This is a genomic window from Qipengyuania sp. L-5Y (assembly GCF_056859455.1).
In genome coordinates this window covers 1-16,498 of sequence record NZ_JBSXOM010000030.1, presented here as the reverse complement: position 1 = coordinate 16,498, position 16,498 = coordinate 1, and the positions used below count along the sequence as shown (strand labels likewise).

At 60.5% G+C, this 16,498-nt stretch carries 18 protein-coding genes and 1 other annotated feature; of the genes, 8 read left to right on the top strand and 10 right to left on the bottom strand.

Going from position 1 to position 16,498, the window contains the following annotated elements; all coding sequences use genetic code 11:
* Nucleotides 1-10: 10 nt before the first annotated feature.
* Nucleotides 11-715 (bottom strand): ligase-associated DNA damage response endonuclease PdeM, encoded by a 705-nt coding sequence (gene pdeM / locus AC13F2_RS10105; protein WP_482964529.1) that lies wholly within the window; start codon nt 713-715, stop codon nt 11-13.
* 45 nt (nt 716-760) lie between these two features.
* On the opposite strand from pdeM, the gene hemF reads away from it, so the two are divergent.
* Entirely contained in the window at nt 761-1,618 is an 858-nt protein-coding gene (gene hemF, locus AC13F2_RS10100; protein ID WP_482964528.1) for an oxygen-dependent coproporphyrinogen oxidase, read from the top strand.
* On the opposite strand, the gene AC13F2_RS10095 is transcribed toward hemF, so the two are convergent.
* From AC13F2_RS10095 to AC13F2_RS10080, 4 genes are all read right to left on the bottom strand, one after another.
* The gene (locus tag AC13F2_RS10095; protein ID WP_234003235.1) at nt 1,619-1,729 is read right to left on the bottom strand and encodes a DUF2474 family protein; all 111 of its coding nucleotides are present in this window, start codon (nt 1,727-1,729) and stop codon (nt 1,619-1,621) included.
* On the bottom strand, nt 1,726-2,733 hold the full coding sequence (gene cydB, locus AC13F2_RS10090) for a cytochrome d ubiquinol oxidase subunit II (protein ID WP_221597387.1): 1,008 nt from the start codon (nt 2,731-2,733) through the stop codon (nt 1,726-1,728). The genes AC13F2_RS10095 and cydB overlap by 4 nt, the downstream gene beginning before the upstream one ends.
* Nucleotides 2,723-4,180, bottom strand: a complete 1,458-nt coding sequence (locus tag AC13F2_RS10085; RefSeq protein ID WP_375246232.1) for a cytochrome ubiquinol oxidase subunit I — start codon at nt 4,178-4,180, stop codon at nt 2,723-2,725. The genes cydB and AC13F2_RS10085 overlap by 11 nt, the downstream gene beginning before the upstream one ends.
* A 75-nt stretch (nt 4,181-4,255) precedes the next feature.
* Entirely contained in the window at nt 4,256-5,119 is an 864-nt protein-coding gene (locus tag AC13F2_RS10080) for a glycoside hydrolase family 16 protein (protein WP_482964527.1), read from the bottom strand.
* A 180-nt stretch (nt 5,120-5,299) separates the two neighbouring features.
* On the opposite strand from AC13F2_RS10080, the gene AC13F2_RS10075 reads away from it, so the two are divergent.
* From AC13F2_RS10075 to AC13F2_RS10045, 7 genes are all read left to right on the top strand, one after another.
* Complete coding sequence (locus AC13F2_RS10075) at nt 5,300-7,204, top strand: M1 family metallopeptidase (protein WP_482964526.1); 1,905 nt, start codon at nt 5,300-5,302, stop codon at nt 7,202-7,204.
* 501 nt (nt 7,205-7,705) lie between these two features.
* On the top strand, nt 7,706-8,038 hold the full coding sequence (locus AC13F2_RS10070; RefSeq protein WP_103024574.1) for an ArsR/SmtB family transcription factor: 333 nt from the start codon (nt 7,706-7,708) through the stop codon (nt 8,036-8,038).
* Nucleotides 8,038-8,568, top strand: coding sequence for an arsenate reductase ArsC (locus AC13F2_RS10065; protein ID WP_103024607.1), 531 nt, complete (start codon nt 8,038-8,040; stop codon nt 8,566-8,568). Before AC13F2_RS10070 ends, AC13F2_RS10065 begins: the two co-directional genes overlap by 1 nt.
* Complete coding sequence (gene arsC, locus AC13F2_RS10060) at nt 8,569-8,997, top strand: arsenate reductase (glutaredoxin) (protein ID WP_103024575.1); 429 nt, start codon at nt 8,569-8,571, stop codon at nt 8,995-8,997.
* Nucleotides 8,997-10,283 (top strand): arsenic transporter, encoded by a 1,287-nt coding sequence (locus AC13F2_RS10055; RefSeq protein ID WP_103024576.1) that lies wholly within the window; start codon nt 8,997-8,999, stop codon nt 10,281-10,283. Before arsC ends, AC13F2_RS10055 begins: the two co-directional genes overlap by 1 nt.
* Nucleotides 10,284-10,299: 16 nt before the next feature.
* Nucleotides 10,300-11,049 (top strand): arsenical resistance protein ArsH, encoded by a 750-nt coding sequence (gene arsH, locus AC13F2_RS10050; protein ID WP_119593915.1) that lies wholly within the window; start codon nt 10,300-10,302, stop codon nt 11,047-11,049.
* Between the two features lie 153 nt (nt 11,050-11,202).
* Entirely contained in the window at nt 11,203-12,504 is a 1,302-nt protein-coding gene (locus tag AC13F2_RS10045; protein WP_482964525.1) for an APC family permease, read from the top strand.
* 109 nt (nt 12,505-12,613) lie between these two features.
* Here the strand turns inward: AC13F2_RS10045 and AC13F2_RS10040 are convergent, their stop codons facing one another.
* The 5 genes from AC13F2_RS10040 to AC13F2_RS10020 form a co-directional block, all read right to left on the bottom strand.
* Entirely contained in the window at nt 12,614-13,084 is a 471-nt protein-coding gene (locus tag AC13F2_RS10040) for an NUDIX domain-containing protein (protein ID WP_103024579.1), read from the bottom strand.
* Nucleotides 13,085-13,133: 49 nt separating this feature from the next.
* Nucleotides 13,134-13,475 carry a TraR/DksA family transcriptional regulator gene (locus tag AC13F2_RS10035; protein WP_103024580.1) on the bottom strand — a complete coding sequence of 114 codons (342 nt, stop codon included), beginning with the start codon at nt 13,473-13,475 and terminating at the stop codon, nt 13,134-13,136.
* A gap of 1 nt (nt 13,476) precedes the next feature.
* Nucleotides 13,477-14,343: a universal stress protein gene (locus AC13F2_RS10030; RefSeq protein ID WP_233457382.1), complete on the bottom strand. Its 867-nt coding sequence runs from the start codon at nt 14,341-14,343 to the stop codon at nt 13,477-13,479.
* A complete protein-coding gene (locus tag AC13F2_RS10025) occupies nt 14,343-15,827 on the bottom strand; it encodes a SulP family inorganic anion transporter (RefSeq protein WP_103024581.1) in 1,485 nt (494 codons plus the stop codon). The genes AC13F2_RS10030 and AC13F2_RS10025 overlap by 1 nt, the downstream gene beginning before the upstream one ends.
* A gap of 92 nt (nt 15,828-15,919) precedes the next feature.
* Nucleotides 15,920-15,973 (bottom strand) — a sequence feature (sul1 is cis-regulatory element that is thought to sense ions involved in sulfur or methionine metabolism; They are found in Alphaproteobacteria).
* 314 nt (nt 15,974-16,287) lie between these two features.
* A partial coding sequence (locus tag AC13F2_RS10020; protein WP_482964524.1) for a helix-turn-helix domain-containing protein occupies nt 16,288-16,498 on the bottom strand: 211 nt, incomplete at its 5' end.

The following is a 16,498-nucleotide window of genomic DNA, read 5'->3' as shown; positions in this document are numbered from 1 at the left end:
GGCGTTGCGCTTAAGCAGCGCGATTCCACAAATTGAACCGGGCCAACTGGCCTTTTGCGGGTACCACGGCATCGATCCGCTCGGCCGGTTGAAGCGCCGCAAGGATGGCTGGATCGGCCGCATTCATTCCACCCGTATAAGCGCCGAAGGCCGGCAATATCATCCGACCGGATGGCTTCCCGTCCCCCCCGTCGTTCGCGCTTACGACAGCGCATGGCCGACGGATGTTGCGATGGCGGATCTTGAGTTGCAGACGCGGATGGTAATGGCCCGACAGCTCAGGTCGGGTTTCACCCTTGTGCGCTCGGTGGCGCAAGACAACGCCCCCCAATTCGAGTTCTTCCACCAGAACACCGCCACATCGCGCATCCATGTGCGGATCGTGATTGCCCGTGATCCACACCCAATCGACGGCCTTCGTCAAAGCTTCCAGCATCCCGCAGGCATGAGGCTCGAGCCGCGTAGATCCGTCGGAATCATGAAAATTGTCCCCAAGCGTAATAACACGGCGCGCGCCTGTTTCGCGAATGGCGATTGCAACACGTTCCAGTGTCTCTCTGCTATCGTAAGGCGGGATCATCTGCCCATGGCTTGCAAAGAAGCTCCCTTTCTCGAGGTGCAGGTCGGCGACTAGTAGTGCGCGTTCACTCGGCCAATACAGCGCGCGGCCCTCTGTCAGGAGCCATTCCTCACCGGCGAACGAAAGGGGAACCATAGCGCGCTATTGCCGTAGCCAAAGTGCGATGGCAAGGCCTTTGGCATGACCGACTGGACACAGCAAACCGACGCCGCCCGCAAATGGTTCGAAAACCTGCGCGATCGCATATGCACCGAGTTCGAAGCGATCGAGCGCGAGGCAGGTTCGGAGGCGAGTTTCCGATACGACAGCTGGAGCCGTGAGGAAGAAGGCAATTCAGATCCTGGCGGCGGTACGCGCGGTTTGATGAAAGGCAAGGTCTTCGAAAAGGTCGGCGTAAACGTGTCGACTGTACGCGGAAATTTCGCGCCCGAGTTTGCAGGTACGATCAATGGCGCCAGCGCCGAAAACCCCGGCTTCACTGCGACGGGTATCAGTCTGGTAGCCCATATGGCCAATCCACATGTTCCCGCGGTACATATGAACACGCGCTTCCTGACCACAGGGAAGGCATGGTTCGGAGGCGGGGCGGACTTGAATCCCCCGATCCCGTATGAAGAGGATACGGAACAGTTTCACGCGCGTTTTCGTGCCGCCTGCTCAGCACATAACCCAACCTATTACGAACGCTTCAGAAAATGGGCCGAAGATTATTTCTACATCCCGCATCGTGGTGTGCATCGCGGGGTTGGCGGCATCTTCTACGATCACTTGGAATGCGAAGACGAGGCTGCATTCGAACGCAATCTCGCTTACACGAAGGACGTGGGAGAGGCCTTTCTCGATGTTTTTCCCTCGCTTGTCCGCCGCCGAATGGAAACCGAATTCACACCTGAAGACAAGCAGACCCAGCTGGAATGGCGCGGCCGTTACGCCGAATTCAATCTGGTCTACGACCGCGGGACTTTGTTCGGACTGAAGACCGGGGGCAATATCGACGCCATTCTGATGAGCCTGCCGCCCGAAGCGGTGTGGAGCTGATCAGCTAAGCCAAAAGCGCAGGACGTAAGCGACCGCGCCGAGGACGCTTACGCTCGCCAGCCAGATCGCTGCCATCCAGGCGAGGCGCTTCCAGAGAGGAGCCTGCGTCAATGGTAGCCTTCGTCTCCGACCTTGCCACGAAACACCCAATAGGCCCAGGCGGTATAGGCGATAATCAGCGGCATGGTAATGCTGACGCCAATCAGCATGAATATCTGGCTGCGTTCGGGCGCGGCAACATCCCATATGGTAAGCCCCGGTGGGACCACGTACGGCCACATGGTAACGCCCAGTCCTGCCATGCCGAAAAAGAACAGCGCAAGGCTGAGCCAAAATGGCTTTGAATGACGCTCCACCGACAGCGAGCGAAGCAGTGCGAGCGCTATAAGTCCTGTCAGGATCGGCACAGGAGCAGCGAAATAGATTTCGGGTGCGGTCAGCCAGCGGTCTGCATATTCGGGTCGTAGCCCGAGATTGTAGACGCTTACACCGCCCATGAGGATGAGAGTAGCCCATGCTGCGCGCTTCGCCAGCGTGCGGGCGTGCGCCTGCGCTTCGCCATCGAGTTTCCATACCAGCCAGCAAGCGCCGAGCAGAGCGTAACCGGCTACCGTGCCAATCCCGGTAAGGAGCGTGTATGGGGTGAACCAGTCGAACCAGCTGCCCGCGTAGGCCCGGTCGACGACATCAATGCCTTGCAGCAGCGCGCCAAGGGTCATCCCCTGTGCCATCGCAGCCACCAGGCTGCCGCCGGTGAAGGCGAAGTCCCAGAGGCGTCGATGCGAAGGGTCGCGCCACCGGAACTCGAAAGCCACGCCGCGAAACACCAACCCCAGTAGCATGGCAATTATGAGTGGGTAGGTTGCGGGAAGAATTACGGCGTAGGCGAGCGGGAACGCGGCGAACAGGCCGCCGCCGCCGAGCACAAGCCACGTCTCGTTCCCGTCCCACACCGGTGCGATCGAATTCATCGCCCGGTCTCGCTCGCGTCCGACTTCGAAGCTTGGGAACAGGATGCCGATCCCCAGATCGAAGCCGTCCATGACTACATAGGCGAAAACCGCGAAGGCGATGATAAAAGCCCAGACGACGGTGAGATCGACGTTAACGGCCATCGTCTGCCTCCTCGTGGTTCGAAGGGAGGGTGTCGGGATTGTGACCCGGATTTTGCGTCGGCCCGGGTGTGATACCGGCGGTCCGCACGGGCCCCTTCTCGGTTCGCTTCACGCCCTTTTCCCCGGCATGAGGCGGTGCCTTCATCAGTCGCAGGATATACCAGACGCCCACGCCGAAAACCGTAAAGTAGACGATAACGAAAGCGAGCAAGGATGCCCCGACTGCCGGGGCATCAAGCGGGCTGGCCGCATCGGCTGTTCGCAAAAGACCGTAAATCACCCACGGCTGCCGGCCGACTTCGGTGGTGACCCAGCCGGCGATGACAGCGATAAAGCCGCTCGGCCCCATGAGCAGGGCGGCACGGTGCAACCATTTCCAGTCGTATAGTTTGCCCCGCATTCTGGCGAAAAGGCTCCATAGGCCTACGCCAAGCATGGCGAATCCCAAGCCGACCATAATGCGGAAGGTCCAGAAAACCACAGCCACTGGCGGCTGTTCGTCGCGCGGAACAGTGTCCAGCCCATCCAGCGGCGCGTCCGGATCATGCTTGAGGATGAGCGACGAGAGTTTGGGGATGCCGATGGCATATCTGAGTTCTTGTGCATCCTGATCCGGAATGCCGAAGAGGTACAGCGGGGCACCGTCCGGATGGCTTTCGAAATGCCCTTCCATTGCCATCACCTTTGGTGGCTGATGCTCTAGAGTGTTGAGGCCGTGCATGTCGCCCGCAAATATCTGGATCGGCACCACGAGTGCCGCCATCCACATGGCCATCGAAAACATCTTGCGTGCGTGCGCATTCGTCCGATCTTTCAGCAGGTGCCATGCGCCGACACCACCAACGACGAACGCGGTGGTAAGGTAGGCAGCCAGCACCGTATGGACCAGGCGATAGGGAAAGCTCGGGCTGAATACGATATCCCACCAGCTCTCGCCGGGCAGGAACTGCCCATTGGCGCCCATCTCGAACCCGACCGGGGTCTGCATCCAGCTATTGACCGAGAGGATCCAGAATGCAGATACGAAGGTGCCGAACGCGACCATGAATGTGGCCGCGAAGTGCAGGCCTTTCCCAACCCTGTTCATACCGAACAGCATGACTCCGAGAAAACCCGCTTCGAGGAAGAAGGCCGTAAGCACCTCGTAAGCCATCAATGGCCCGATTACCGGGCCGGCCTTGTCTGAAAACACGGCCCAGTTCGTCCCAAACTGATAACTCATCACGATGCCGGACACGACGCCCATCGCGAAAGTGATTGCGAAGATCTTGAGCCAGTATTTGAACAGGTCGAGATAGAGTTGCTTGCCGGTTTTCAGCCACAAGCCCTCGAGCACCATGAGGTAACTCGCCAGCCCGATCGACAAGGCCGGAAATATGAAATGGAAGCTCACCGTGAAGGCGAACTGGATCCGGGCGAGCAGCAAAGCGTCAAAGCCATCGAACATGGTTTATCGCCCTAGCCGGTCGCCCCAATCATTTCCAGCTATGTGCACGCACCTCATGTTGCGCGCAACGCAACCTTATTCTTCAGGCGCGTAAACCCTGACCCAATCGACGAGCATCGCCACTTCGCCCGACTTGACCTTGTCGACCGTAGATTGCGGAACGCCGTTATAGGGTTTTTCTATGCCGTTTGTCTTGAACGGATAGGCCCCGCCCATCGCGAAATTCAGGATCAGGTATTTGGGATTGTCGAATGCCCACTTTCCGTAATTTTCGACCATAGGGCGCGTCACGCGGTACAGGGTGCGGCCATCGATCTGAAACAGGATCTCATTCTTTTTCCATTCAACCGCATAGACGTGCCAGCCCGTTACATCTTCACCTTCGGGAAAGTAGAACTTGTTCACCAGCGGAGTTTCGCCGGAGTAACCAGGGCCGTGCAGGGCGACACCAACCCAGTCCTTCTCGCCCACATATTCCATGATGTCGATTTCGCCGGTGCCGGGCCAAGCATCGTTGCCGAGTAGCCAGAACGCTGGCCAAACGCCATCGGCGTCTGGCATTTTGATGCGGGCTTCGGCACGGCCATATGTGAATTCGTACTTGTTTTGGCTTTCCACCCGGCCGGATAGAAAATCCGCTTTGCGTTCGGGATGGGGATCTACGCCCGGCTTGAATACGGGGCGTAGAATGAGTGCGCCTCCATCGGCGCCTGACACCCCATCGACGATCGACAGTACGGCAGAGTCATCCACATAAGCCTGCTGTTCGTTATTGACCCAGAAGTCCGTGCCGATAACGCCCCACTTCGTGCGATCGAGTTCGGCCTGATTGAATTCATCCGACCATACGAGCGTACGATCATCGCTTGGCTCCTGCGCCGCCAGCGATGATGCAGCAAGGCAGGCTGCCGCTGCGCATATGAGTGCAGTTCGGATCACAACATCTCTCCCTCGTTGTTTGTTAACGTTCTCATCGCATGGGATCAGGGATTTGGCCAGTGTCTTTGATATGATTTCGGCTGCAGGGCTGGCGCGCATTCGACAGATCGGCAATAAAGTCCCGGAACCGAAAAGAGGCCGGATCGCGCATCCGGTACCATAACAAACCGGAGTTTCCCCATGCGTCGCCTAGCTGCCCCGCTCGCCCTTTTACTTGCCAGCACCGCCTGCACTACGATGGAGACCGCACCGCCCATGGCCAACTCTGCATCGGATCGTTTGGTTTCACCGATTCTGACCCGTCCGGATGCCGTCGACAGCGCGACGTATGCAAAGCCCCAGATAGCGCGAGTTACCCACGTTGCGCTCGATCTGGCGCTCGATTTCGATGCTAAACGCGTAAGTGGCACCGCTGAACTCGATGTGCTCGCACAGCCCGGCGCCGAAGAGATTGTGCTCGACTCGAACGGGTTGGAGATCGCCCGTGTAACCGATGGTGCGGGGCGTGAGCTTCAATATCAGATCGGCGAGACGATCTTCGAAGGAGGCAAGGGCGCGCCGCTGACAATCGCGCTGGACGGCGCGCAAAAGCTGCGCATCGAGTACCGTGCGCCTGCTGATGCGGACGCGCTACAATGGTTGAGCCCCGAACAGACCAAGGGCGGCGTCCATCCGTTCTTGTTCAGCCAGGGTCAGGCCATTCTCAATCGCACGTGGATTCCAACTCAGGATAGCCCCGGCATCCGTCAGACTTGGGAGGCGCGCATCACCGCACCTAAGCCGCTCGACGTGGTGATGAGCGGCGTGCGGCAGGGTGAGCCCGAAGATCTCGGCGATGGCCGCCGCGTGTTCAAATTCGTGATGGACAAGCCGGTCCCCCCTTATCTGATGGCTATCGCGGCCGGCGATATCGATTTCAAAGCGATCGGGCCGCGTACAGGCGTCTGGGCAGAGCCTGCAACGCTGGATCGCGCATGGAAAGAGGTTGGCGATACGGAAGACATGGTTGTCGCTGCCGAGCAGCTTTACGGCGATTATCGTTGGGGCCGCTACGACATGATCGTGCTTCCGCCTTCCTTCCCTTATGGCGGAATGGAAAATCCGGTCATGACCTTTCTGACACCGACTTTCATTGCAGGCGACCGTTCGAATAACGGCCTCGTCGCCCATGAATTGGCGCATAGCTGGTCCGGCAACCTCGTGACCAATGCCGTCTGGGAAGATAGCTGGCTCAACGAAGGCGTAACCTCATACTTCGAAAACCGGATCGTCGAGGCGGTCTACGGCAAGAAGCGCGCCGAGCAGGAGGCCGCTCTTTCATTCGCTGCGATCGAAGAGACTTTGGCCGAAGTCGGCATGGACGCGCCTGGTAGTGCATTGCATCACGAACCCGGTGCCGACGAACTCGGTAGTGCGATCACATACGACAAGGGCCATTTCTTCATGCGGACCTTGGAACGCACAATAGGCCGCGAACGCTTCGATGCCTGGTTGCGCCAGTGGTTCGACAATCACGCTTTCCAGCCTGCTACGAGCGAACTCATTTATGAAGACATGCTTGCAAACCTCGTTGTTTCGCCAGCCGAAGCACAAGCGCTAAAGCTTCGTGAGTGGATTTTCGAACCAGGCTTGCCATCGAATGTCGTGCGCCCTGATCCTGCCGCTTTCGCTGAAGTCGATGCGGCCGTATCGGCTTACACAGCCGATGGGTCGATCCCTGCCGCCTATAGCGGCTGGAGCGCGGCGGAGCAGATGCGGTTCCTAGACAACATTCCAAAAACACGCAGTGCCGAACAACTCGCCGCACTCGACAGCGCGCTCGGTCTGTCTGAGGCTGGAAACAACGAGATCCTGTTCCTCTGGCTCGAACTTGGACTGATGAACCAATACGAGCCCGCAGTTCCAAAAGCAGAGGAGTTTCTGGCTGAGGTCGGCCGGGCAAAATTCGTGCGCCCGCTGTTTCAGGTCCTGTGGGACGAAGGCGAATGGGGCCAGCCGATCGCGCGGCGCATCTACGCCAAAACACGCGATAGCTATCACGCGGTAACACGCGCCGGAGTTGACCGGATAGTGAAGGCGGATTGAAGACGAAGGCTCGTCCTTCGGGACGGGCCACCCTTCCGCGAGGTGGTTTCGCAGCGCCAAGAGCGATCGGGTCTTGCAGGGTGGTGGCGGAGACGGAGGATTTCTTAGGTCTCAACCTAATGAATTGAAATCTTTTTCTTATCCTTCAGCCGCCTAGCCCGTACCCACAGTCGTTACCACACGTCCAAGTCGTCATTGATGTTCGACGGTTAAACAATGCCTCATTGCGGCACTGAATGTCCAGAATTTTCCACCGCTATCCGTCGTCGATTGCAAGGATGAGCAAGCTTCGAACAGGTTTGTTTCTCGGTGCAACGTCGATACGCGAAATGGCTGGAACGGGGCCGGCAGCAGACAGTCTGGTTATGGGATTTAGAAAGCCGCATCCGGTCGTCCGGACCGCGAAGTGTCATTGCGCAGTTCCGTCGAATCCACCCTCTATTCATCGGCAAATATCGATGGGAATTGACGGCCGATCAATCCATCGATAATTGCCGATGTATGAAGTCGACCTCGGCACTCGATGTACTCTCTGCTCTGGCGCACCCAACGCGGCTTGATGCGTTCCGCCGTCTCGTGCGCAGCGAGCCCGACGGGCTCTCCACAGGCCAGCTCGTAGACGCCTCGGGTCTGACCCAGAGCACCTTCTCAAGTCACCTCGCGATCCTCGTCGGCGCTGGTCTCGTCTTGCCGGAAAAGCGGGGGCGGCAGATGATCCAGCGCGCGAACATCGAGGTCCTGCGCGACCTGATGCTGTTCCTCGCCAAGGATTGTTGTGAGGGCCGCGCAGAGCTTTGCGAGCCGCTCGTGGCCGAACTCTCCCATTGCTGCTGATGGAGCCGACAGTGCCTGACCAACCTTACAATGTCCTGTTCCTGTGCACGGGCAACTCAGCCCGCTCGATCCTGGGCGAAGCGTTGATGAACAAAATGGGCGGAGGTCGTTTTCGTGCCTACAGCGCGGGTAGCCAACCCAAGGGCGAGGTGCATCCGATGTCGCTCGATGTGCTGGAGAGCTTCGGCTATCCGACCGATGGCCTGCACTCGAAGAACTGGAGCGAGTTCACCAAGCCCGGCGCACCCGAGTTCGATTTCATCTTCACCGTCTGCGACAACGCAGCGGGCGAGAGCTGTCCGATATGGCCAGGCAAGCCGCTCACCGCGCATTGGGGCGTAGAAGATCCCGCCACGGTCGAGGGCGATGGCCAGCGGCAGGCTTTCGTCGATGCGCTCAGCTATCTCAAACGCCGGATCGAGCTGTTCCTGATGCTGCCGCTCCCGAGCATCGACGAAATGTCTGTGCGCAGCAAATTGGCCGCCATCGGCCGCGAAGAAGGCGCGAGCGCCAAGGCCAAGGAATCCTGAATGACCACCGACATCGTCGTCTATCATAATCCCGACTGCGGCACCTCGCGCAACACGCTGGCGATGATCCGCAATGCCGGAATCGAGCCGCATGTGGTCGATTATGTGAAGACACCGCCATCGCGAGCGATGCTGGAAAGCCTGATGGAGCGCGCCGGGCTAAGTCCGAGGGAGGTGCTGCGCGAAAAGGGCACGCCTTTTGCCGAACTGGGGCTCGGCGATGAGAGCCTGGGCGATACAGCGCTGGTGGACGCGATGATGGAGCACCCGATCCTCATCAACAGACCACTCGTCGTCTCCCCGCTCGGCGTCCGCCTGTGCCGTCCGTCCGAGGCGGTGCTCGACATTTTGCCAAGCCCACAGCAGGGCGCCTTCACCAAGGAGGACGGCGAGCAGGTCGCGGACGTAGCGGGCAAGCGTATCGCCTGATGCTGCTCGCGATCGCGATCTTCATTGCCACCATCACGCTGGTGATCTGGCAGCCGCGTGGGCTCGGCATCGGGTGGAGCGCGATCGGCGGAGCACTGCTGGCGCTTGCCACCGGCGTCATCTCACTCGCCGACATTCCAGTGGTGTGGAACATCATCTGGAATGCGACCGGCGCCTTCGTTGCGATCATCCTCATCAGCCTCATCCTCGACCGGGCGGGATTCTTCGAGTGGGCCGCGCTCCATGTCGCACGATGGGGCCGCGGAAACGGGCGCATGCTGTTCGTGCTCGTGGTGCTGCTCGGTGCAGGCGTTGCGTCCATCTTCGCCAACGATGGGGCCGCGCTGATTCTAACCCCCATCGTGATCGCGATGCTCCGGGCGCTGGGCTACAATGCCAAGGCGACATTGGCCTTCGTCATGGCAGCGGGATTCATCTCCGATACTGCCAGCCTACCGTTGGTCGTCTCGAACCTTGTCAATATCGTGTCGGCCGACTTCTTCGACATTGGGTTCGGCGAGTATGCGCTGGTCATGGTGCCGGTCGATCTTGCCGCCATCGCGGCCACGCTAGTGGCTTTGATGCTGTTCTTCCGGAAGGACATTCCCGCCAGCTACCATGTCGCCCAGCTTCGCCTTCCTGCAGAGGCGATCCGCGACCGAGCGACCTTCCGCGCCGGATGGGTGGTGCTGGCATTGCTGCTGGTCGGCTTCTTCGTCCTCGATCCGCTCGGCGTTCCGATCAGCGCGGTCGCCGCCGTCGGCGCGCTGGCGCTGATCGCGATCGCCGCGCGCGGACGAGTCATTCCGACCGGCCAGGTGATCCGCGAGGCCCCCTGGCAGGTCGTGATCTTCTCACTCGGCATGTATCTGGTCGTTTACGGCATGAGCAACGCCGGGCTCGCCGCCGCTATAGCGGAACTGCTCGAACGCTCGGCAGAGGGCGGTGTGTGGGGCGCTACCTTCGGGACGGGCATCCTGGCGGCCGTGCTTTCCTCAGGGATGAACAACATGCCAACCGTCCTCGTCGGCGCGCTGTCGATCGACGCTACGGGCGCCACCGGCCCCGTTCGCGACGCGATGATCTACGCCAACGTAATCGGCTGCGACCTCGGGCCGAAGATCACCCCGATCGGTTCGCTCGCGACCCTGCTATGGCTGCATGTGCTGGGACAGAAGGGCGTGAAAATCGGCTGGGGCTATTACTTCCGCGTCGGCATCACGCTGACCACGCCGATCCTGCTGGTGACCTTGGCCGCGCTAGCTCTTCGCCTGACGCTGGCCTGATCTACGGAGCTCGCTCATGTCCCGTTTACGCCCACTCACCGATCCCGACACCTTCCCGTCGCTCGACCCCGCCTTCATCCATGCCCGCCCTGCCGTTGGTCTTGGCGCCGACCAGCCGCCGCCGCGAATCCTGCTGCTCTACGGCTCCCTGCGGGAGCGCTCGTATTCGCGTCTCGCGGTCGAGGAAGCCGCGCGACTGCTCCAGCTGTTTGGCGCTGAGACGCGCATCTTCGATCCCTCCGATCTGCCGCTGCCTGACCAGATCGGCGGTGACGACCATCCTGCCGTCCACGAACTGCGCGAGCACGCCTTCTGGTCCGACGGCATGGTGTGGTGCAGCCCGGAGCGGCACGGCCAGATCACCGGCATCATGAAGACCCAGATCGATCACCTGCCGCTCAGCATCGGGGGAATGCGCCCTACCCAAGGGCGGACGCTGGCAGTCATGCAGGTGTCGGCGGGCTCACAGTCCTTCAACACCGTCAACACGCTGCGTCTGCTCGGCCGCTGGATGCGGATGTTCACCATTCCAAACCAGTCCAGCGTGCCTAAGGCATACGAGGAGTTCGACGGGGCGGGCAGGATGAAACCCTCGCCGCTCTACGACCGCATCGTGGACGTCATGGAGGAGCTCGTCCGCTTCACGGTGCTGCTGCGGCCGCACGCCGAACAGTTGGTCGACCGCTACTCGGAACGCAAGGAAGCAGGTCGCGCCATCGATCCACAAAAGGACATATCGGCGATTGCCTTGAACCCCTCATCTTGATGGAGTTCGATGAGTGGTGCGCTGCCAATACCGCTAGACATCATGTAACATAGGCCCGGCGGTTTACCGAAATCCCGCCGCCCATTTCAGTTACCCAACGCTCTCTGCGCGGGCTCCCGTTGGGAGTTCGCACACGATACCAAGGTTATATAGATGAACGAATCGAGCCACCGACTATCGCGTGACCTCGGCATAGGAGGCGCGATCATGATGGGCCTCGGCTCGATGGTCGGAACCGGCGTATTCGTCAGCATCGGTATCGCCGCTGGGGTTGCTGGCCCATCGGTCCTCCTGGCGATCGCGCTTGCCGCGCTGGTTGCGACCTGCAACGCCCTGTCGAGCGCGCAGCTCGCCGCCAGTCACCCCGTGAGTGGTGGCACTTATGAATACGGTTATCGCTACCTCAACCCGCGCCTCGGGCTCACCGCAGGCTGGATGTTCCTCTGTGCGAAATCGGCTTCCGCCGCCACCGCAGCGCTGGGTTTCGCAGGCTATGCGCTGCCGATGGCAGGCGGAGGTGCGGCGGCAATGCCTTGGGTCGCGATGGGTTCGGTCTTGTTTTTCACGCTTTTGGTGCTCGCTGGAATCAAGCGCTCAAGCTGGGTGAATATCGCAATCGTTTCGGTGACGCTCGCGGCGCTGGGCGGCTTCATCCTCTTCGGTTCTCCGAGTGCGTTCGCAACCGGTAGTTCAAATTGGACGCCCTTTTTCTCGGACCGTGAAGAATCTCCAGCATCGGCGTTCCTCTATGCGTCAGCGCTAATGTTCGTTGCCTTCACGGGCTACGGTCGCATTGCCACTCTTGGCGAGGAGGTGCGGGAGCCGCATCGGACGATCCCCCGGGCCATCATCGTCACGGTTGCGGTGACGGCGGCCCTCTACATATGCGTGGCGGCGGTGGTCGTGGGCATCGTTGGAACTGCCGTTTTTGCGGACGCGCCGGACCGGCAGGCAACTACCCTCCAGACCGCCGCCACCGCCATGGGGTCGCGTTCGCTTGCCTTGTTGGTGGCAATAGGCGCTATCACTGCGATGCTTGGCGTGTTGCTGAACCTGATCCTCGGACTGTCGCGCGTGGTGCTCGCCATGGGGCGACGAGGCGATATTCCGCCAGTCTTCGGCCGATTGACCGAAGCGGAAAAGGAACCAGCTTCTGCAGTCATACTGGTTGGTGTGCTCGTAACCGGGCTGGCAGCAATTGGCAGCGTCGAGACGGTCTGGGCGTTCAGCGCCTTCACGGTCCTGATCTATTACGCGATCTCCAACCTCGCGGCGCTGCGCCTGCCCGACGATCAGCGGCTATATCCGAGATGGATCTCCGTCCTGGGCCTCGCTTCGTGCCTTTTTCTCGCCTTCTGGGTTCCGGTCGATATCTGGGTGCTGGGCGTCGGATTGATTGGCGCGGGGCTGGTTTTCAAGACCTTCGCGCCACGCCTGTGGAAGCAGCCAATCTGACGGCGATGAAGGAATTGCTCCGGCTCAAGAGTTGCTCGGAGATCAGGACCAGTATCCGCGGCGAGCATGCGCTCCACATTCACAGTCCGAAGATTAAGCCGACCGACCGTTAAGCAGAGCGAGAAAGCTCGCTGAGGCAGCGGATGTAAATGTCGCGCTGCTTTTGCACGGGAAACGCTGCAAGAGCATCATCTGCGGGAAACCAGCGGGCGTCGGCTATCTCTTCAGCCTGCAAGTGGAGCGGGTGGCTGCGATCAATACGGCACGCGAACATCACCGCGTCCTGCCCGTCATGGTCAAGGTTGCGTTTCACCTTGTGCTCTGCCGAGTAAATGAACCGGTTGGTTACCGGCAGTTCCGATAACTCGGCCTCCAGCCCGACGCCTAATTCTTCCGCTAGCTCTCGGCGCATAGCCTCGACGGGAGATTCGCCCTCTTCCACGCCGCCGCCCGCAAGGGTCCATTCCCCATCGCGATATCCATGCGGCCGCACGAGGAGCACCTCGTCGTTCTCGTTCAATACAAGGGCCCGCACCTTGCGGCGCAGCCGTAATCCGTCGCTTTCGATATAGGCTGTCATGGTTGGAGAACCTGACAGGCTCGGGTAAACCTACCGTAAACCGCTCGTCTCAGGCACTCCCGGCAGCGCACTCCAGACACTTTATCACCGTCGGATTATTCCGCAGCCGACCCTCGGCAATCTGGTCGCCGCATTCGATGCAATAGCCGAACTCCCCTTCCTCGATCCGCTGGAGAGCTGCCGCGATGCCTGCACGTTCGGCCTTCCGCCGCCGCTTCTGCGCCAGCGCCATTGCCTGCACCTGCATCGCATCGATGCGAGAAAGTCGGCCCACGCTCTCCTGGTCCAGCGTCACCGGATCGCGATCCTTCGCGGAGATGCGATCCTGCTCGTCCAGTTCGGCGAGCCTTTGCAGCAAAGGATTGCGGAACGTTGCAGGATCGATCGACACGTCAGCGCACCATCAGCACCGGAGCCTTGACGGTGCGAACCATTTCAGTGGTCGTGCTGCCCACAATCATGCGACGTATTGGCGAATGCCCATAGGCACCCATAAGCAGCAGCGAATGCTCGGTGGCGGCAACGACGCCGGGAATGACCTTTTCGGCCTTGTCCCGCTCCATCACGACGGTAACGGGGTGGTCGGAAGCGAATCCCGCTTCTGCCCTGGTCAGCATCTCACGCTGCGCTTCGCCATCCGCCTCTGCCATGACGATGGTGACCGGCAGACCGTCGAACAGCGGTGAGTTGGCCAGACGCTCCAGCGCGCGTTCCGCGGCGGGACTGGCATCATAGGCGAAGACGACGTGCTCCGGTTCTGCATATTCGCGCGATGCGACCAGCACCGGCTTTTCACTCGACCTCACCACGCGCTCGATCATCGAGCCGATATGGTCCGAGGCATATTCGTGGCCGACGCCGCGCTTGCCCATGACAACCACGCGGGCGTGATCTTCGCGCTCGAGAATGGTCTCGACCACCCCGCCGTGGCGATGAAGCGTCGAGATGTCCGTAATGCCCGATTCACGCAGCAACTGTTCGCCCGCTTTTAGCATGACGCGGCCTTTCTCGATCTCGGTCCGACTGCCTTCTTCGGAAAGGCGGACAAGCTCTTCCATGAGGTCGCTCTTGACGCCCAAGCCAATGGCACCGGACAGGTCCTTGCGCGCCGTGATGGCGTCCTGTCTCTGGACGACGTGGAGCAGTTCGACCGGAAGCGACAGCCGCTTTGCCGCCCACCCGGCATAACCGCAAACGCTGGTGGCGTAGGCCGAGGCATCTATCGCCGCGAGGACGTTTTCCATTGCTGTATCTCCCATCAGTGTCCTCCCAGCTGCGCATCGGCGCCGGGCTTGTCATGGATAGCATAGCGCTCGATCATCCCGGCGCTCTCCTCGTTCAGGCCGCGGACCTCTACCGCGGTGCCCTCGCGGCGGAACTTGAGGATCGCCTTGTCGAGCGTGCCCACCGCCGAGATGTCCCAGAAGTGCGCGCGGCTGACGTCGATCACCACCCGGTCGAGCACTTCCTTGTAGTCGAACGCTTCGACGAAGCGATCGGAAGAAGCGAAGAAGACCTGGCCCCCAATGCGATAGGTCCGCGTCGTGCCGTCGGCGGACAGGTCGGTATCGACCGTGAACAACCGCTTCACCTTGCTGGCGAAGAACAGGCCCGAAAGGATCACACCAGCGAGCACGCCCTGCGCCAGGTCATGCGTCCACACGACCACGACTACCGTGACGATCATGACCACCGACGACTGCCAGGGATTGGTGCGGATGTCCTTGATCGAGCGCCACGAGAAGGTGCCGATCGATACCATAATCATGACCGCAACCAGTGATGCCATCGGAATGATCGCGACCAGCGGGCCGAGCACCAGGAGAAGAAACAGCAGGAAGACGCCCGATACGAAGGTCGAAAGTCTCGTTTCGCCGCCCGACTTCACGTTGATGACCGACTGGCCGATCATGGCGCAGCCGCCCATCCCGCCGAGGAAGCCGGTGAAGAAGTTTGCGATGCCCTGGCCCTTCATCTCCTGCCGCTTGTCGGACCCCGTATCGGTCAGGTCGTCGACGATCTGCGCGGTCAGCATGGACTCGAGCAGGCCGACCGCCGCCATCGTTGCCGAGTAGGGCAGGATGATCTGCAACGTCTCAAGCGTGAACGGAACGTCGGGAATGAGCCACGAAGGCAGCGACGAGGGCAACTCACCCATATCGCCCACCGTGCGCACATCCATGCCCATGTAGTAGACTACCGTCGTCAGGATGATGATCGCGACCAGCGGCGAGGGAATGGCCTTCGTGAGGCGCGGAAGGATGTAGATGACCGCCAGTCCCGCGGCGACCAGCACGTAGGTCAGCATCGGCACGCCGGTGAGTTCCGGCAGCTGTGCGATGAAGATCAGGATCGCCAATGCGTTGACAAACCCTGTGATGACCGAGCGCGACACATATTGCATCAGCAGGTGCAGCCGTAGGAAACCTGCGATGACCTGAATGACGCCCATCAGGATCGTTGCTGCGAAGAGGTATTCGACGCCGTATTGTTGGATGAGCGGCAGAACGAGAACGGCGATAGCTGCGGTGGCTGCCGAGATCATGCCCGGTCGCCCGCCTACGAGCGAGATGATGACCGCGATCGAGAACGACGCGTAAAGGCCGACCCTCGGATCGACCCCGGCAATGATGGAGAAGCCGATTGCCTCGGGAATGAGCGCAAGCGCGACGACGATGCCGGCGAGAATGTCGCGCCGGGGATTGGAAAGCCATTCACGCCTAAGCGTGGGAATATCGAACATGTGAACCCTAACACGACTCACACGACCGGCACGATGCGCGGAAGCATCGCTCAGCTGCGAACACTTTGTGCGGCCAGAATGCCGGTCTGAAAGGTTGTCCCGGGGATAGGCGCCGGGCCGAGCCACCCGGCGCGGCCGGGTCCGGTGGATTGCGGGCACTTAGCGGCTAAGCAAAAATGTTGCAAGTGCGAAGGGTGCAGTGGCATCGTCCGCGCGTTCGAAAGGCAGCTATCGGGCAGCGATCACAGAACGTTGAATGACCGAGATGGGGCGCGTAGCTGCCATAGTCAGAAAGCCTAGGACCGCTGCGAAAGCGCAATCACCAATCTGGCGGCCAGTGTTTCTTCTGCGTTTGCACGCCGCTCTTTCATCTTCGAGACCAGCTGACGTTTGGAATGATCTGGCATGCTCACGATTGCGGCAAGCACCACAGCTTTCAGCAAGTCAGGATGCGCCGTAATCATAAAGTGGTCCCCGTTACCTGATCGGCAGGACGACGCAGCCGCTCAACCAGCGAGCGCAGGCTGGCGGTGAGCACGAGGGTTGCGCTCCCCATCTTGATGATCTCGATCTCGTCTCTGGAAATGAGCACATAGAGTGTGCTGCGTCCGATCCCGAGATAGCGACAGGCTTCGGGTACGCGCATGGCGATCGGTTCGATGGCCTGGGGC